General features: G+C 70.5%; 18 protein-coding genes. 6 read left to right on the forward strand and 12 right to left on the reverse strand.

From position 1 onward, the window contains the following. Positions 1-33 precede the first annotated feature (33 nt). The gene (locus AB0M30_RS30790; RefSeq protein ID WP_364590724.1) at positions 34-396 is read right to left on the reverse strand and encodes an SDR family oxidoreductase; all 363 of its coding nucleotides are present in this window, start codon (positions 394-396) and stop codon (positions 34-36) included. Positions 397-1,232: 836 nt separating this feature from the next. On the opposite strand from AB0M30_RS30790, the gene AB0M30_RS30795 reads away from it, so the two are divergent. Further along, positions 1,233-2,075: a DUF1996 domain-containing protein gene (locus AB0M30_RS30795; RefSeq protein WP_199191597.1), complete on the forward strand. Its 843-nt coding sequence runs from the start codon at positions 1,233-1,235 to the stop codon at positions 2,073-2,075. A 332-nt stretch (positions 2,076-2,407) separates the two neighbouring features. Here AB0M30_RS30795 and AB0M30_RS30800 read toward each other — a convergent pair whose 3' ends face one another. The 6 genes from AB0M30_RS30800 to fae all read right to left on the reverse strand — a co-directional run bounded on the left by AB0M30_RS30800 (position 2,408) and on the right by fae (position 8,244). Continuing rightward, positions 2,408-2,962, reverse strand: coding sequence for a DUF305 domain-containing protein (locus tag AB0M30_RS30800; protein WP_364590727.1), 555 nt, complete (start codon positions 2,960-2,962; stop codon positions 2,408-2,410). Between the two features lie 67 nt (positions 2,963-3,029). Then, positions 3,030-4,166, reverse strand: a complete 1,137-nt coding sequence (locus tag AB0M30_RS30805) for an iron-containing alcohol dehydrogenase (protein ID WP_364590730.1) — start codon at positions 4,164-4,166, stop codon at positions 3,030-3,032. Between the two features lie 14 nt (positions 4,167-4,180). Further along, positions 4,181-5,098, reverse strand: a complete 918-nt coding sequence (locus AB0M30_RS30810; protein WP_364590733.1) for an NAD(P)-dependent oxidoreductase — start codon at positions 5,096-5,098, stop codon at positions 4,181-4,183. A 1-nt stretch (position 5,099) separates the two neighbouring features. Then, entirely contained in the window at positions 5,100-6,590 is a 1,491-nt protein-coding gene (locus AB0M30_RS30815; RefSeq protein ID WP_364590736.1) for an aldehyde dehydrogenase family protein, read from the reverse strand. Further along, a complete protein-coding gene (locus AB0M30_RS30820; protein WP_364590739.1) occupies positions 6,578-7,687 on the reverse strand; it encodes a mandelate racemase/muconate lactonizing enzyme family protein in 1,110 nt (369 codons plus the stop codon). Before AB0M30_RS30820 ends, AB0M30_RS30815 begins: the two co-directional genes overlap by 13 nt. Beyond that, positions 7,684-8,244, reverse strand: a complete 561-nt coding sequence (gene fae / locus AB0M30_RS30825) for a formaldehyde-activating enzyme (protein WP_364590742.1) — start codon at positions 8,242-8,244, stop codon at positions 7,684-7,686. The genes AB0M30_RS30820 and fae overlap by 4 nt, the downstream gene beginning before the upstream one ends. Before the next feature lie 143 nt (positions 8,245-8,387). Here fae and AB0M30_RS30830 point away from each other — a divergent pair, with 143 nt between their 5' ends. Further along, complete coding sequence (locus AB0M30_RS30830) at positions 8,388-9,203, forward strand: IclR family transcriptional regulator (protein WP_364590745.1); 816 nt, start codon at positions 8,388-8,390, stop codon at positions 9,201-9,203. A gap of 810 nt (positions 9,204-10,013) precedes the next feature. Here AB0M30_RS30830 and AB0M30_RS30835 read toward each other — a convergent pair. Further along, positions 10,014-10,235, reverse strand: a complete 222-nt coding sequence (locus AB0M30_RS30835) for a hypothetical protein (RefSeq protein ID WP_364590748.1) — start codon at positions 10,233-10,235, stop codon at positions 10,014-10,016. On the opposite strand from AB0M30_RS30835, the gene AB0M30_RS30840 reads away from it, so the two are divergent. Then, positions 10,129-10,467: a cellulose binding domain-containing protein gene (locus AB0M30_RS30840; RefSeq protein ID WP_364590751.1), complete on the forward strand. Its 339-nt coding sequence runs from the start codon at positions 10,129-10,131 to the stop codon at positions 10,465-10,467. The genes AB0M30_RS30835 and AB0M30_RS30840 overlap by 107 nt on opposite strands. Here AB0M30_RS30840 and AB0M30_RS30845 read toward each other — a convergent pair. The 3 genes from AB0M30_RS30845 to AB0M30_RS30855 form a co-directional block, all read right to left on the reverse strand. Further along, complete coding sequence (locus AB0M30_RS30845; protein ID WP_364590754.1) at positions 10,433-10,606, reverse strand: TetR-like C-terminal domain-containing protein; 174 nt, start codon at positions 10,604-10,606, stop codon at positions 10,433-10,435. The genes AB0M30_RS30840 and AB0M30_RS30845 overlap by 35 nt on opposite strands. A 9-nt stretch (positions 10,607-10,615) precedes the next feature. Further along, entirely contained in the window at positions 10,616-10,825 is a 210-nt protein-coding gene (locus tag AB0M30_RS30850; RefSeq protein WP_364590757.1) for a hypothetical protein, read from the reverse strand. Positions 10,826-10,911: 86 nt separating this feature from the next. After that, a complete protein-coding gene (locus AB0M30_RS30855) occupies positions 10,912-11,853 on the reverse strand; it encodes an SDR family NAD(P)-dependent oxidoreductase (RefSeq protein WP_364590760.1) in 942 nt (313 codons plus the stop codon). Positions 11,854-11,903: 50 nt separating this feature from the next. Between AB0M30_RS30855 and AB0M30_RS30860 the strand changes: the two genes are divergently transcribed. Together AB0M30_RS30860 and AB0M30_RS30865 are read left to right on the forward strand one after the other, a co-directional pair. Continuing rightward, positions 11,904-12,494, forward strand: coding sequence for a TetR/AcrR family transcriptional regulator (locus AB0M30_RS30860; RefSeq protein ID WP_364590763.1), 591 nt, complete (start codon positions 11,904-11,906; stop codon positions 12,492-12,494). 25 nt (positions 12,495-12,519) lie between these two features. Continuing rightward, complete coding sequence (locus AB0M30_RS30865; RefSeq protein WP_364590766.1) at positions 12,520-13,095, forward strand: TetR/AcrR family transcriptional regulator; 576 nt, start codon at positions 12,520-12,522, stop codon at positions 13,093-13,095. Here the strand turns inward: AB0M30_RS30865 and AB0M30_RS30870 are convergent. Next, complete coding sequence (locus AB0M30_RS30870) at positions 13,092-13,529, reverse strand: hypothetical protein (protein ID WP_364590769.1); 438 nt, start codon at positions 13,527-13,529, stop codon at positions 13,092-13,094. The genes AB0M30_RS30865 and AB0M30_RS30870 overlap by 4 nt on opposite strands. A 273-nt stretch (positions 13,530-13,802) precedes the next feature. Between AB0M30_RS30870 and AB0M30_RS30875 the strand changes: the two genes are divergently transcribed. After that, entirely contained in the window at positions 13,803-15,266 is a 1,464-nt protein-coding gene (locus tag AB0M30_RS30875) for a cellulose binding domain-containing protein (RefSeq protein ID WP_364590772.1), read from the forward strand. The last annotated feature ends 196 nt before the right edge of the window (positions 15,267-15,462 follow it).

Below are 15,462 nucleotides of genomic sequence, written 5' to 3' on the forward strand. Positions count from 1 at the left end.
GCGCGTCCGGTTGTCCGGTGTGGACGGTGGGGGTCAGACCCGCGTGCGGCCGCCGTCGACGAACAACTCGCTGCCGGTGATGTAGCTGCTGTCGCCGGAGGCGAGGAACAGGGTGGCCGCGGCGACCTCCTCGGGTCGTCCGACGCGGCGCAGCGGGATGCCGGCGGCTTGGAAGGCTTCGGCGTCCGCTTGCCCCGGCCTGGTGCGAATGTAGCCGGGGCTGATGGCGTTCACGCGAATCCCCGCGGTCTGGCCTGCGTGCGCAGGAACTGCCGCCACGTCGGCATCTTCTTGCGGCCCCCACCGCGGTTTCCCTGGCCCTCTGTTCGATCGGCCCCGCGATCGCCTCGCCGGCAGGCGGACGCCCGGGCCGATCTGGACAGGTCCCGCCAACACGGTCCGCGACCGACCGCGTTGGTGGGAAATTTGCCGCCGAGCGTCTTGACGACACCCCAATGCGGGCGGTTTACTGGCAGTTGCCTCGATGGAACCGGTTCCGCGGCCGCCACCTGGAACACTCCAGCATCTCGGGTTGGTTGATGCCCCACTGCTTCGAACGTCACGCCCGTCGGTTCGCTCACGGGGCGTGACGAAGCTTCAGTGGTAAATCTGCCACCTCACCCGAATGCCGGTGCGAGCCGTGCGCTCGCCTCGGCGTATGGATCACGACCGACCAGGTGGGCTCGATGAGATCAAGGACGTTCTCCCGACCACGACGCGCCCCAGCGCCACAGCGCCACAGCACCACCGACCGCGCCCGAGGGGCGCATCCGCCGTTCGCACCGGCCGAGTGGTGTCCCGTGTCCGCGGAATCGAGTCATTCCCGCGGAACTCCGGCGCGGTCGCGGGGTAACACCATTCCCCGGCAGTAGACTGCCGTTTTCGCGAGCGATATCAAACGGCGTCCAGGCGTTTCAGCCGTTCATCGCTGTCAGCGCGATCGTGCGCTCCCTCGGCAACCGTGCCGCCTCCACGATTGCATTACTTCAGATCTTCGCAGTGCCTCTGCAACATTTCGCAACCAAAGTGAGGAGATTCCTATGCGAAATAGGTTAAACCGGGCTACCGGTTGTCGACCTCGACAGCCCCGGCTCCGGACCCGGGCCGTGCTCACCGCTGCCCTCGCTCTTGCGCTGGCCGGAAGCACCGCCTTCGTAGCCGGCGCGAGCGAAACCAACGAACCGGGCTCCGCTGCCGCTTCAGGCAACTCTGTCGCGGCGGATGCCGGCTGGGTGGACGTGGACCAGGCCCGGTACCAGCGCGAACTGACCGACTACCAGGGAATCGTGCCGCCACCGGTGCCGGCCGGGACGACGAGGGTCCCCGAGTTCCACACCGACTGCACGATCGCGAACGAAGCCAAGGACGACGCGATCGTCTTCCCCCGCTTGTCCGGCGCCTCCCACATGCACACGTTCTTCGGGCCGAGGAACGACGCGTTCATGACAACGGAAGCGCTGCTGGCCGCCGGGTCGACGACGTGCAACTCCCCTGGTGACAACGCCGCTTACTGGGTACCGCAGCTGCAGAGGAACGGTGTGGCCGTTCCGTTCAAGAGCATGCGCGTCTACTACGGTTCCCGGGTCTCCGACCCGTCGGCCGTCCGGCCGTTCCCGCCGGGACTGGTGATGGTGCAGGGTGATGCCAAGCTGCAGGTACCCACCCAGAAGGGTCAGGGAAACCAGTTCTGGTGCGCGGGCAGCGCCGAGGTCGGGCGGAGCGCCGACGGGAACTGGCCTGTTTGCGCTCCTGGCGGGAACCTGATCTACCAGCTCGTGTTCAAGGATTGCTGGGACGGCAAGCACATCGACTCACCCGACCACAAGTCGCACATGGGTGACCCGGTCGCCGGCAAGTGCCAGGGAAACTACCCGGTCGCAGTGCCGAACCTTTCGTACATGGTCAACTACGACATCCTGGGCGGCGACGGCCTCGCGCTGTCCTCGGGAATGGCGTCGTCGATGCACGGTGACTTCATGAACGGCTGGGACCACGTCAAACTGGCCGCACTGGTCAAGACCTGCCTGAACCAGAACGCGAAGTGCGGGACCACGCCGAGCTTCACCGGCGGCTGAGAGCGACGGCAAGTGGCCGCCGTGCCGTGCCGTCCCGATCGGCCGGCACGGCGGCCTCCGTCTCGGAATCCAGGGAGAAATGACGTGCTCTCACCCGAAAAATCACTCCAGGCTTGGCCGCTCGTGCGCGTGAGCGTGAGTGGAATGTTCGTTTTTCACGGAGCCGATACGCTTTTCGGCTTGTTCAGCGGAAGCCGAGGGTCGTGGGAGCCGGCAAGTGGTCGATCGACGAGCTCAGGACGCGGCGTCCCGCGCGCGGTGCGACCGGACGCCGCGTGGTGACGGCTCAACGTCCGGCCTGATCGCGCCGGCCCGCCACCCCGCCGGTGCAGCTATTCGACCAGCGCGGAGAGCCGGCCCTGTTCTTGCAGGACTCGCGAAGCGAGGCTCACGGTCTGCGGCTCTTTGCCGGACGACTTCTCGCCGAGCGCCAACCGTTCCTTTTGCTCCAGGTGATCGCGCAGGCACTTTTTGAGGTAGCCGTCGAAGTCCGCCTCGCGCAAAGCGCCGGCGTGCGCGATCTGGCTCGAGGAAACCATCCCGGGCATCTCCATTCCCTTGTGGGGGTTCTCCGCCGGGAGGCCGGCCTGATCGTGCAGCCGCCGCAGATCCAGCAGCTCCGATTTCGTCGAGGCGTCGGCCTTTCGACCGAGGTCGCGGGCAGCCGCGGTTCCGGTGTGACTGTCGACGAGGTCGAGCATCGGAACAAGCTGCTCGTCCATGGCTGTGGTGATCTCGATCCAAGCGCGGTCCGTGGTGGTGAACGACGACATCGCAGCAGGGGTCGATGTATTCGCGGACGAATTTCCGGAGTGATTGTGAACGCCACCAGCGCAGCCGGCGACGAAAACCATGCCGATGATGCCCAATCCGAGGAAAATGCGCATGTGTCGATTACATGCCATCCCCTTTGGCTGAGTCAACCTGTCTTCGTTCTTTTACCGCGAAAGGAGCTCAGTACACCGAACGCAGCAGTTCGGCGACTTCCGCCTCCGAGGGCAGGCGCGGCGCGTTCTCGGTGACGACGTCGGCGACCGCGGCCGCCGCTATCGCCGGGATGTCCTCGAGGGCGACGCCGAGTTCGCGCAACGGGCGCTTGATCCCGATCGCGCCCGAGATCTCATGAACCGCGAGAACCGCCGCGTCGGCCCAGTCCGCCGACGGTCCTACGTGCAGCGCGCGAGCCGTCACCTCGTACGCCGCCGCGGCGGCCGGTGCGCTGAACGCCATCACCTCCTCCAGCACCGCGGCCAGCGCGACACCGTGCGGGGTGCCCGTGTGCGCGGTCAGCGCGTGGCCGATGCCGTGGACCAGGCCGAGGCCGGACAACGTGAGCGCGTGCCCGGCCAGGTGCGCGCCGAGCATCAGCTCGGACCGCGCCTGCAGGTCTCCACCGTCGCGGTAGGCGATCGGCAACCAGCGGCCGACCAGGCCGACCGCCTGCGCGGCGTAGGCCGCCGAGAACGGCGTGGATCCCCGTGAGGCCAGGGATTCGATGCCGTGGACCAGGGCGTCCAAGCCGGTCGCCGCGGTGATCCGGGCGGGCAGCCCGAGGGTCAGTTCCGGGTCCAGCACGGCGATCCGCGGCTTGACCGAGGAGTGTCCGATGTAGACTTTCCGGCGCGCGCGGACGTCCTCGGTGACGCCGAACCCGTTGGTTTCCGCCCCGGTGCCGGCCGTCGTGGGGACGGCGATCAGCGGCAGGCCGTCGGAGGCGTCCCACAGCCGCTCGGCGTCCGCGGCCGAGGCGCCCGGGTTTCCGGCGAGCAGGGAGATGCCCTTGGCCGCGTCCAGTGCCGAACCGCCGCCCAGCGCGAGCACCACCGAATCTCCGAAACCGCGCAGCGCGGCGGCTCCGCGGTCGAGTTCCGCCGTGGACGGGTTCGGGCCGATGTCCTCGTGCACCGCGTGCTCGATCCCGGCGGCCGCGAGGATCTTCTCGACACGCTCGACGATCCCGGTGGCTCGCAACCCCCGGTCGGTGACCACGAAGACCCGGCTGTGGCCCAAGCCGTCGACGAAATCGGGCAGCTCGGCGACGACGCCGGGGCCGTATTCGGTGCGGCCGGCCGGCTCGACGGACAGGCGCATGCTGGTCTCCTCCTTCAGACGGCCGGGAAGCTGGGCAACGGCAGCCGGAAGTCCTGGCCGGCCCATGTTTCGTACAGGCGGATCGGGCTCATTTCCCCGGCGAGGTCGCCGTAGGCCGCTCGCGCGCGACAGAAGATCTGCTCGACGAGCGCGGAAAGCTCGGCCGGCACCCCGACGTCGCGGCCGAGGTCGGCGGCCAGGCCGAGGTCCTTGCAGGCCAGGACCATCGCGAACGAGTCGTCGTAGTCGCCGTCGGCCAGCACGGACAGCACGTCGTTCTCGAGGAAGTGCGACGCGGCCGGGCTCGCCAGCAGCGCCGAGCGCAGCACACCCAGGTCGACGCCCGCCTTGACGCCCATGGCCAGGACCTCGGACGCCGCCACCAGGTGGCAGAACCACAGCAGGTTGATCATCAGCTTGACGGTGTAGCCGTGCCCGGCCGCGCCGACGTGCAGGATCTTCTCCGGGTCGCCGAGGATTTCCAGCAGCGGCAGCACTTCGCGGAAGTCGCCCGCGTCGCCGCCCACGAAGATCTGCAGCAGGCCCGCCTCGGCTCCGCGCGCCATGCCGCTGACCGGCGCGTCGAGCCGCCGGACGCCGCGCGCGTCGAGGACCTCTTCGGCGACGCGCCGCGCCACCGCGGGCGTGGAAGTGGACATGTCGATCCAGAGCGCGCCCGGCGAGAGCGCTTCGGCCGCTCCGCCGCGCAGGAGGACGTCCTCGACGACGTGGGGTGCCGGGAGCATCGTGATGAGCACGTCGACGCCGTCCGCGCAGGTGGCGGGGCTGTCCACCCAGCGGGCACCCAGGTCGAGGTGTTCGAGCGCCGCCTCGGAGCGGACGTCGTGGACGGTGACGTCGTGGCCGGCGAGGATCAGGTGCCGGGCCATGGGCCGGCCCATGTTGCCGAGGCCGATGAATCCGATCTTCATGCTAGGTCTCCGGGAGGTTGAGCCAGGTGGTCTTGAGAGCGGTGTAGGCGTCGAGGGCGTGCAACGACCTGTCGCGGCCGGCGCCGGTGGCCTTGAAGCCGCCGAAGGGGGTGATGACGTCGCCGGCGTCGAAGGTGTTGATCCACACCGTGCCGGCGCGCAGCCGCTTCGCGACCCGGTGGGCCGTCGTGACGTCGCGGGTCCAGACCGACGCGACCAGGCCGAAGTCCGTGTCGTTGGCCAGCCGGACGCCTTCCTCCGGCGAACCGTCGTAGGTCAGCACGGACAGCACCGGCCCGAAGACCTCGGCACGCTCGATCGTCGTTCCAGGCCGGACATCGTCCACGATGGTCGGTTCCATCGCGAGACCGTCGCACCGGCCGCCGAGCACGATCCTCCCGCCCTCGGCCCGGGCGGTGTCGAGGTAGCCGAGGACGCGGTCGCGCTGGACGTCGTCGACGAGCGGGCCGAGCACGGTCGCCGGGTCGAGCGGGTCGCCGGGCCGGAACGTCTCCCCGGTGAGCTTCACGAGCTCGCCGAGCAGGTCGTCCTTGAGCGCGGTGGGCACGATCACCCGGGAGCCGGCGTTGCACGTCTGGCCGGCGTTGTAGAAGATGCCCCACGCGACCGCCGACGCCGCGGCGGGCAGGTCCGCGTCCGGCAGGATCAGCTGCGGTGACTTGCCGCCGGCCTCGACCGCCACCTGCTTGCCGTTGGACTCCCCGGCGTAGACCTGGAACAGCCGTGCGACTTCGGCGGAGCCGGTGAAGGCGATCTTGTCCACGCCGGGATGCCGCCCGAGGGCCTGCCCGACGACCTCGCCGCGGCCCGGGACGACGTTGAGCACGCCGTCCGGCAGGCCGGCCTCGCTCGCCAGCCTCGCCAGGAGCAGCGCGGCCAGCGACGTCTGCTCGGCGGGCTTGAGCACCACCGAGTTGCCGGTGGCCAGGGCCGGGCCGAGCTTCCAGGACGCGATGAGCAGGGCGTAGTTCCACGGCACGACCGCGCCGACGACGCCGAGCGGCTCGCGCGTGATCCACGCCAGCGCGTCGCCCGGTGTCGGCGCGAGTTGGTCGTAGGTCTTGTCGATCGTCTCGGCGTACCAGGCGATCGTCTCGGCGGTCTTGGCGACGTCGACGCGCTGCGACTCGCTGATCGGCTTGCCCATTTCGAGGGTGTCGAGCAGGGCCAGCTCCGCGCTGTGCGCGGTGATCGCCTCGGCCCAGCGCAGCAGGATCCACTTGCGCTCCCGGGGCGGCAGGTCGCGCCAGCGTCCGTCCTCGAAGGACTCGCGCGCCGCCCGCACGGCCCGGTCGACGTCCTCGGCACTGCCCGCCGGGAGGTGCGCGAGCACGCGGCCGTCCCGGGGAGAAACGCTCGGGAACGTCTCGTCCGAAGTGGACTCGACGTGCCGGCCGCCGAGGAACGGCCGGGTCTCGGGCGTCAGCCGCTCCGCCGCCGCGAGCCAGTCCTGGTGGGTCAGATCCGCCACCGTTGCACCGCCTTCTCGTCGAGGTCGATCCCCAGGCCGGGCTTCTGCGGGACCTCCAGTTCGCCGGCCGCGGTGATCATCACCGGTTCGGCGAGCATGAAGTCGCGGCGCTCGGGCGTCCACCCCGGCGGGTCCCAGGGGAATTCGAAGAACGGACCGCCGCCGACCCCGGCCGAGACGTGCAGGTTGGCCAGCACGCCGATGCCGTTGGTCCAGCTGTGCGGGGTGAACGCGCGGTGCTTGAGCTGGGCGAGCTCGGCCAGCGTCCGGGCCCGGTGCATGCCGGCCGCCAGCACGACGTCCATCTGGTAGACGTCGAGGACGTCTTCTTCGAGGTAGCGCAGCAGCTCCGGCACCGAATGGTGCATCTCCCCCGCCGCGATCCGCACGCCGGGGTTTTCCGCGCGGAGCGCCTTGAAGCCGGCTATGTCGTTGTACGGCAACGGTTCTTCGACCCAGAACACGTCCAGCTCGGCCAGCCGGCGCACCAGTTTGCGGGTCTTCACCAGGTCCGACGCGGGTGCGGTGTCGCCGGCCATCCGCCAGGACTGGTTGAGGTCGACCATGATGCCGAAGTCCGGGCCGAGGGCGTCGCGGACGGCGGTCACGGCGGCGACACCCTCGTCGGCGCGGTCCCGGTCGATCCGGATCTTCATCGCCCGGAACCCGGCCTCGCGGGCCCGCAGGGCCGTCTCCGCGCGTTCGGCCGGCGGCTTGAGCTCGGCCGAAGAGGCGTACGCGGGCAGCGAACGGGCGGAGTTCCCGAACAGCGTCGCGACCGGCAGGCCGGCGACCTGGCCGATGATGTCCCAGAGCGCGGCTTCGAGGGGCCAGTAGCGGCCGCCGTGGAAGTTGGCGGTCTCGATGGCCTTGACGTGCCGCACGATGTCCAGGGGGTCTTCGCCGAGGAACAGGTGCTCGACGGCCTCGAAGCCGGCCATGGTGTCGCCGGAGCCGATGCCGGTGACGCCGTCGTCGGTGTGCACCCGCACGATCGTGGCGTCGAAGTGCCGTCGCGGTTCCGGATCCCAGGCCGCGGCGAGCGGCGGGGCCAGCTCCAGCCGCAGCCGGTCGAGGGCGATGGCGGTGATCTTCATCGGATGGCCGCCAGCTCGGGCGCGGTGCGGGCCAGCACCTCCGGGTCCGGCGCGTAGAACGGGTTGGCCGGCCCGGTGCGCGCGGCGTCGAGCACGACGTCGATCGTCGGTGTGCCGAGCACCGCGGCGCGGATCGCCCGGAAGGCCGCGAGACGCTGGTTCGCGAAGGCCTCGTCGAGGTCGTTCACGTCGGGGTTCACCCAGATCGCGGCGATGACCAGCAGCGCGCCGGCCTCGCCCGCGGGCAGGTCGCCGGCCTCGACGGCGTCGGCCACGCCCCGGGCGAGCCCGGCCTGCGCGGCGCCCCAGGTGGCCCGCTGGTGCAGGCCGGTCCCGGCGGCGGCCTTGGGCACGAAGAGCGTCGGCGGCTGCACCGGCACGGACGGGCGCAGCACGGTCACGAACGGCACGTGGCCCGCGCTCGGCGTGGCCAGCGCGGTCGCCCACGCGGCTTCCACCGGGCCGCCCCGGCGACCCAGCACGATGTTCGTGTGGGCGGCGTTGGCGCCCTCGCCGACGAAGGCTTCGCCGATGAGCGCGGTGGACGCGAAAGTCATGGGGGCTCCAGGTCGATGGGGAGTGCGGCGGGATCGACGGTAGGAGCGCGCGGAAACCGCGGACAAGGTCCGGCCGGACATTGCAACGCGGGTTGCGCTGACGCCAACTCGCGCGCTCGCGGACGGTTGCTAATTTCGGGGACATGACACTCCCGGACGACGGGGCCCGGCAGCAGGGGCACGGCCTGCGCCGCGACCTGGACCTGCTGGAGGCACTCGCCTCCCCCGAGGCCCAGCGCGCCGGCGAACTGGGTGTCGTCCGCCTCGCCCAGCTCACCGGCCGGGAGAAGAGCCAGGTCTCGCGGGCCCTCAAGGCCCTCGCCGAGGAAGGCATCGTCGAGCGCGACCCGGACACGCTGGGCTACCGGCTCGGCTGGCGGCTGTTCTCCCTGGTCGCCCGGACGGTCGAGGACCGGCTGGCCCGGGCCGCCGAGCCGGTGATGCGGGAGCTGTCGGCCGAGCTCGAGGAAACCAGCCACCTCTGCGTCCTGCGCGACCAGGAGGTCCTGACGCTGCTGTCGGTGTCCGGGCACTCCTTCCGGGTGCACGGCTGGGAGGGCCGCGGGGTACCGGCCCACTGCACGTCGGCCGGCCGTGTCCTGCTGCTCGACGCCACCCCCGACGAGCTCTACGTCCGCTTCCCGGCCCTGGCCGACGACCGGCCACGGTCCGAAGTGCACTCACTGCCCGAGCTGTGGGCGAAGATCGAGCAAACCCGGCGGGACGGCTACGCCCGCGTCCGGGAGGAGTTCGAGGCCGGTCTGGTCGGGGTCTCGGCGCCGATCCGCGACTTCCGCGGCCGGGTCGTCGCCGCGGTGAACATCTCCGCTCCCGCCGAACGGCTCGGCGAACGCCTCGACACCGCGGGCCGGATCACCGCGAAGGCGGCGGCGAAGGTGTCCGCGCACCTCGGCTGGGAAGCCCGCCCGGAGCCACCGCCCGCGGCCCGGCTCACCTGAGTCGCCCGTTGTGGCGTTGTTATTTTTAGCGGTTCGACACAAGTACGTTTCGTCGGCCCAGCGCCGATTAGGCTGATCGCCGCTTGTGAAATGAGCCGAATTCCGCAATGGACACTTGGCTTGGCGAGCAAGGCTCGGATGATCCTTCGGCGCAACTCGTCGAGGGCGTAACGGATCGGCAGGTCGGTCGCTGCCTCGAGGCGACGAGTATGCGATCATGGGAGCCGCAAGATTCCCCGTCAGCCCCACTCCCCCAGACGGAGCAATTCCCAGGAAGTCACCTTCTCCGCGCTCGCCGCGGTGAAGGCGGTCCGTGCTGCGGTCGAATTGTTCGCACCGGTCGACGGTGACCATTCGGAAGGGCTGTTCGAACGTTGGAGGTTCGGTGGTGATGCCCCCTGGGCACCGGAAGGACGAGCAGCTCTCGGTGGAAGAACTTCTTCGTACCGCGGGACAGCGCGCGCGAAGGACGACCGGCGCGGAAGCCCCTGGCCGCGGTGTCATCGACGCCTCTCCCGAAAGGCGGGAACCCGGCAGCCGCCAAGGGAAAGACCTGGCTCATCGGGCTCCCGCGAAGCGGCGCAGGAGCGTACAAGCCGCGGTGGCCCTCGGCGTCACGGCTGTCGTCTGTGGAGTCGTCGCCTGGATCGGCGCCACGGCGGCTCCGTCGAACCCGCCGCACTCCGGATTCCCCTTCGTGTCCCTGCCGCGGGCGACCGCGACCCCGGGCCCGTCTTCCCCGAGTTCCGCGGATACGGTGCTGGCCGCCGACTCGTCGAGCACCACCGGATCCCCCGTGCCGGCACCCTCTCACCCGGCCAAGCCGGTCTCGGAAAGCGCTACCCGCACCCCGGCAACACCGCCGTCGACGGAGCGGAGCCGGCCGAGCGCGCCGAACTCCGCCACCAGCCCGGGCAGCGCGCCGATGACCCCGCCGGGCCGGCCGAGCTGCTCGGTCCACTTCGCGATCGAACATTCCTGGCCGAACGGTTTCACCGCTTCGGCGACGATCACGAATCGCGGATCCGACACTCTTCGCTCGTGGTCACTGGCCATGACGTTCACCGCCGGTCAGCGACTGACCGAAGGCTGGAACGGCACCTGGACCCAACGCGGGAACCGGCTGACCGCCCTGGCTCCGTCCTGGAAAACGGATCTCCAGCCGGGCGAAGCGTTCACGACGGGGTTCAACGGATCATCCGCCGCCTCGAACCCCGCTCCGACCGGGTTCACCGTGAACGGGGCCGCCTGTCCGGCCGGCTGAACGGGGTTCCTCGCGCTCGGCGCGTCACCGGAACCCGTCCGCGGTCGACGAAGTCGACCAACCAGGTGAAGCTGTCTTCGACGTCCGCGTCGATCCGGAACCCGCTGGCCGCTTCCAGTGTCGCGAATCCGTGCAGCATCGCCGCCCGCTAAGCCAGCACCCGGCCGAGCGCCGCGGTCAGCGGGTCCTCAGGCCCGGCCGGGGGCAGGTCAGCGACGATCTTCTCGCCTTCTGCACGAGGGTCGGCCCCATCGGGGTCGGCGCTGCCCTCGATGATCAAAACCGGGCACTTCACGTTGCCCAACTGCTCACCAGCGTCAGCCGGGCTGGTCTTGCACATCGCCTGCAGCACCTGCATCCGGCCGGGCTCACTCAACTTCGCCTCGATCCGGGCCAGTCAATACCGGGCCGCGCGACGAGACCGCGCCTGTCCAGGGCTCGGCGTCATGCGTCCGGGTCCGGGGTGATTCCGGTGGCGGTGGCCGTGGCGTGCCAAAGCTCGCCGGCGAGCGCCGGGTCCTGCGCGGCCGCCGAGCGGCGTGCGGGTCCGGCCGGGCCGCGGATCTCGAACGGCCCGGTGGGGCCCAGGTAATCGCCACCGCGCACCGGGCCGGTGGCCGCGAGCAGCTGGGGCCGGATCCCGGCGGCGACCGGCTGGGACACCCAGCGGTCCGGCAGCACGAGCAGGCGGGCTTTCCACGTGTTGCCGCGGGCGAGGGCGTTGTTCAGCAGGTCCGAGGCCGTCAGCCCGGGGTGGGCGGCGATCGACAGCACCGGGTCGCCGGCGAGCCGCAACCGCCGGTCGAGTTCGGCGGAGAACAGCACGTTCGCCAGTTTCGAGGCCCCGTAGGCCCGCGTGGGCGAATAGCGCCGGCGCTCCCAGTCCAGGTCGGTCAGATCGAGCCCGCCGGTGCGGTGGGCCAGGCTCGACGTCGTCACCACCCGGGAGGGCCGCCCGAGGGTTCCGGCGGCCCGCAGCGCCGGCATCAGCAGCCAGGTCAGCGCGGCCGGGCCGAGGTGATTGGTCCCAAACTGCAGCTCGAACCCGTCGCGGGTCCGCGCGTGCGGCCCCAGCGACACGGCGGCGTTGTTGACCAGCACGTCGACCCGGTCTCCGGTGCGGTCCCGGATGTCCGCGGCGGCGGCGCGCACCGAGGCGAGGTCGGCCAGGTCGAGCAGCACGGACTCGGCCGATCCGGGGCCCTCGAAGCCCGCCCTCACCCGCTCGACGGCGGCCGCGCCGCGCTCGGCGTCGCGAACGGTCATCAGGACGCGGGCACCGGCTGCCGCCAGTGCACCGGAGAGGGCGAAGCCGAGGCCGGAGGTCGTCCCGGTGACGACGATTGTGCGTCCCGTGAGATCGGGCAACTCATATGACAGTGTCATATCAACGACTGTCCTGAACTCGGCTGACATTGTCAAATAGACTGACCCGCATGACCCGAGCCGCGAGCGCCGCAGCCACCCGAGACGCTCTCGTCCGTGCTGCCTCCGAGCTGCTGGACGAGGGTGGACCGGCCGCGGTGACCCTCCGCGCGGTCGGAGCGCGAGCCGGAGTTTCGCGTGGCGCCCCCTACGGCCACTTCGAGAACAAGGAGCACTTGCTGACGCAGCTCGCGATCAACGCGTGGAACTCGCTGGCGGACGACGTCGAGCAAGCACGCGCGGACGCCGGCACCGCTGCCGAGGCACGGCTCGAGTGGGGCATCCTGACGCTGATCGGGCTCGCCCGGCGGCAGCCGCACCGGTACGCGCTGATGTTCAGCACCCCGGCGGACACGCCGGCCGCCGCCGAGGCCGCGAGCCGCCTCGAAAAGGAGTTTCTCGTCCTGGTCGCGGACGTGGTCGGCGAAGCCGACGCAGGCCGCTACGGCGCCCTGCTGATGTCGAGCGCGCACGGTATCGCGGGGATGGAACTCAGCGGTCACCTGGCGAAGGACACGTGGCGGGTCAGCGTGGAGCAGCTCGTGCGCCTGCTCGTCGACGCGATCCGGCCCGGCGGCGGGGATCGCGCTCCCCAGCAATGAGGCACTTGTCTCGTACGATGCGGCGATGAGCTACTCAGCGGATCCGCGAGCGGTGCGCAGCCGGGAGGCGATGCTCGCCGCAGCCCGGCGGCTGCTGGCCGAGGAGGGCCTCGACGCGGTCACGCACCAGCGAGTCGCTCAGGAAGCCGGTGTCGGCCGGGCCACCGTCTACCGGCACTGGCCCCGGACCGACCAGCTGCTGCTCGATGCCATGGGCGGCGCCGACCTTCCGCTGTTCCGCACCCCGGAGACGCCCGTTCGCCGGTGGCTGCGGCAAGAGCTTCGGCAGATGGCCGACGAGCTCGCCATCCCCGCCGTCGCCGCCGTTTCGCTGACGCTGGCGCAATCCGCACTCACGGATGCCCAGATCACGCACCCCCACGACGAGTCCGTCAAGACGATCACCGAACGGATCCACGCCGCCATCCGATCGGCCGTCGCCGCCGGCGAACTGGAAGCCGACATCGAGCCCGCCGACTTGACGGCGATGCTCGTGGGACCGATCGTCTACCGCACGACCATGCAGCGAGCCCCGGCCTCCGACGACTTCCTCGGCCGGCTCGTGGACAGCGTGGGAACCTGGCACGACCAGACGGGTTAGCTCGTCCCCGCGATGGCGATGACGGCGAAGGCGAAATGAGCCACCATCGCGATGACCCGGATCCCATCGGTTCGCACCAGCCGGGCAATGGCGGCCCGATCGGCGGTTTTCCGGATGTGCAGCTGAATCGGAAGCTGAATGAGAACGAACGAAATCCAGGACGTCGTCAACGCCGCCAAACCGGCCCACAGCGGCCAATCCGGGACGGCATCCGGCGCTCCGGCGAGCATGACGACCACCAGCGCGGTCAACAGGGTTTTCGGGACCACATAGACGATGCCGCTGCCGTGCCCCTGGGTCGTCTGGACGGACCGGAACTCCTCGGCGCCGACAGCCGGCCACCCGGAGAAAACCGCGAAATGCTCCATCAGGCAGCCGGCCAGGCAATAAGCGGACAACATGCCGTAAACCAGCAACCATGCTTGAACGGACAACGACAATCCCCTCGGGCACCCACTGCGAGACAGTCGTCTCACAGTGCGGATTCTGACATGGCGGACGTTGTGAGTCAACCGTCTCATAGACTCCGGCGGGTGACCGTCGCCGCGGTCGGGTCGTTGTCGACGCGGTGTGCCGGTTCGGCTGGATGAGGCAGTCAAGTTCGGCGCCCGGCCGGTAAACTCGGCCTGAGAGCGCTTCCAGAACCGGCTTGATTCGCCACGCCCACCGCCGTGCCCGTCCCATCGCCTGTTCTCGGAGGAACGCCGATGCACACCATCCGCCGATCCCGCCTCACCGCCGTCGCCGGTGTCTTGACCGTCGTGGCCGCCGCCGTCACCGTCACCGTCGGCGCGGTGCCCGCCGCCCGAGCCGCAGCCGGCTGCCGGGTCGACTACGCGGTCGCCAGCCAGTGGCCGGGCGGCTTCAGCGCGAACGTCGACGTCACCAACCTCGGCGATCCGGTCGCGAGCTGGCAGCTGACCTGGACGTTCGCCGCCGGTCAGCGCGTCACCCAGCTCTGGAACGGCACCGCCACCCAGTCCGGCGACCGGGTGACCGTCGCCAACGCCGCCTGGAACGGCTCCCTCGGCACCGGCGCGAGCACCCGGCTCGGGTTCACCGGCTCGTCGACCGGCTCCAACCCGGTCCCCACCGGCTTCGCCGTCAACGGCGCCCCGTGCGGCGGCCCGGTGCCCCCGACGACGACCACGTCGCCACCACCGGTGGACGCGCTGGCCGGGGCGTACACGGTGGGCCGGGTGAAGCCCACGGCGAGTGCCGCGCAGTACACCTGGCCCGGCATCTCCTTCGAGGGCCGCTTCCGCGGCACCGGCGTGGACGTCGTGCTCAACGACGCCCAGAACGACTACGACATCCAGGTCGACGGCACCACGGTCGCCACACTGGTCACCCCGGGCCGCACCACCCGCCAGATCCGGGGACTGACCGACGCCGAACACAGCGTGCGGCTGGTCAAACGGACCGAAAGCCCGTGGGTCGCCGGCGAGTTCGACGGTTTCGTCGCGGCACCCGGCGGGGAGATCCTCGCGAAACCCGCCGCCCGCAGCCGGCAGATCGAGTTCATCGGCGACTCCCTGACCGCGGGCTACGGCGATCTCTCCACCACCCGCGACTGCTCGGCCAACGGCGGGATCGACCGCAACACCAACACCGACATCAGCTACGGCGCCCTCGCCGCCCGCGGCCTGAACGCCGACTACCAGGTCAACGCCTACTCCGGTCGCGGCATGGTGCGTAACTACAACGGCGGCGAACCCGGCACCGACTACCGCACCTACTACGACCGCACCCTGCAGAACGTCTCCACCGAAACGTGGCCGGTCCCCGCCACCTGGCGGCCGCAACTGGTCGTGGTCGCGCTGGGCACCAACGACTTCAGCACCGCCCTGCACTCCGGTGAGCCCTGGCCCACCGCCGACAGCCTCAACGCCGCCTACAAGAACGCCTACCAAGGCTTCCTCGACAAGCTCCGCGCCCGGTACGGCGCCGGCACGATCATCGTCGTCGGCGCGACGAACCTGTTCGCCGGCCAGGCTCAGCAGGTCGTCTCGGATCGCAACGCCCAAGGCGACAGCCGGGTCCGGTTCTGGAACTTCGACGATCCGCGCCTGGACCACCTCGGGTGCGACTGGCACTTCTCCCGCAACGACCACCGGATCATCTCCGGGCTGCTCACCGACTACATCGCCACCCTCCCGCTCACCTGGTGAGCCCCGCTCGGGTGCACGGTGGGCCGTACCGGCGGTGTTCCCAAGGCCGATCGCCGCCACGGCCCGGGAGTGAACCGGCCGTGGCGGCGATCGGCGGGGCGCCGCCGCTTCGGCGTCCCCCGCCGCCGGGTCCAGTGGGCCCGACGCGGTATCGAGTTTTGCGCGGACATGGCTGTCGCCGCCGCGAGCAGGCTCG

Source organism: Amycolatopsis sp. NPDC051716 (assembly GCF_040681595.1).
In the GTDB taxonomy this organism is placed as follows: Bacteria; Actinomycetota; Actinomycetes; order Mycobacteriales; family Pseudonocardiaceae; genus Amycolatopsis.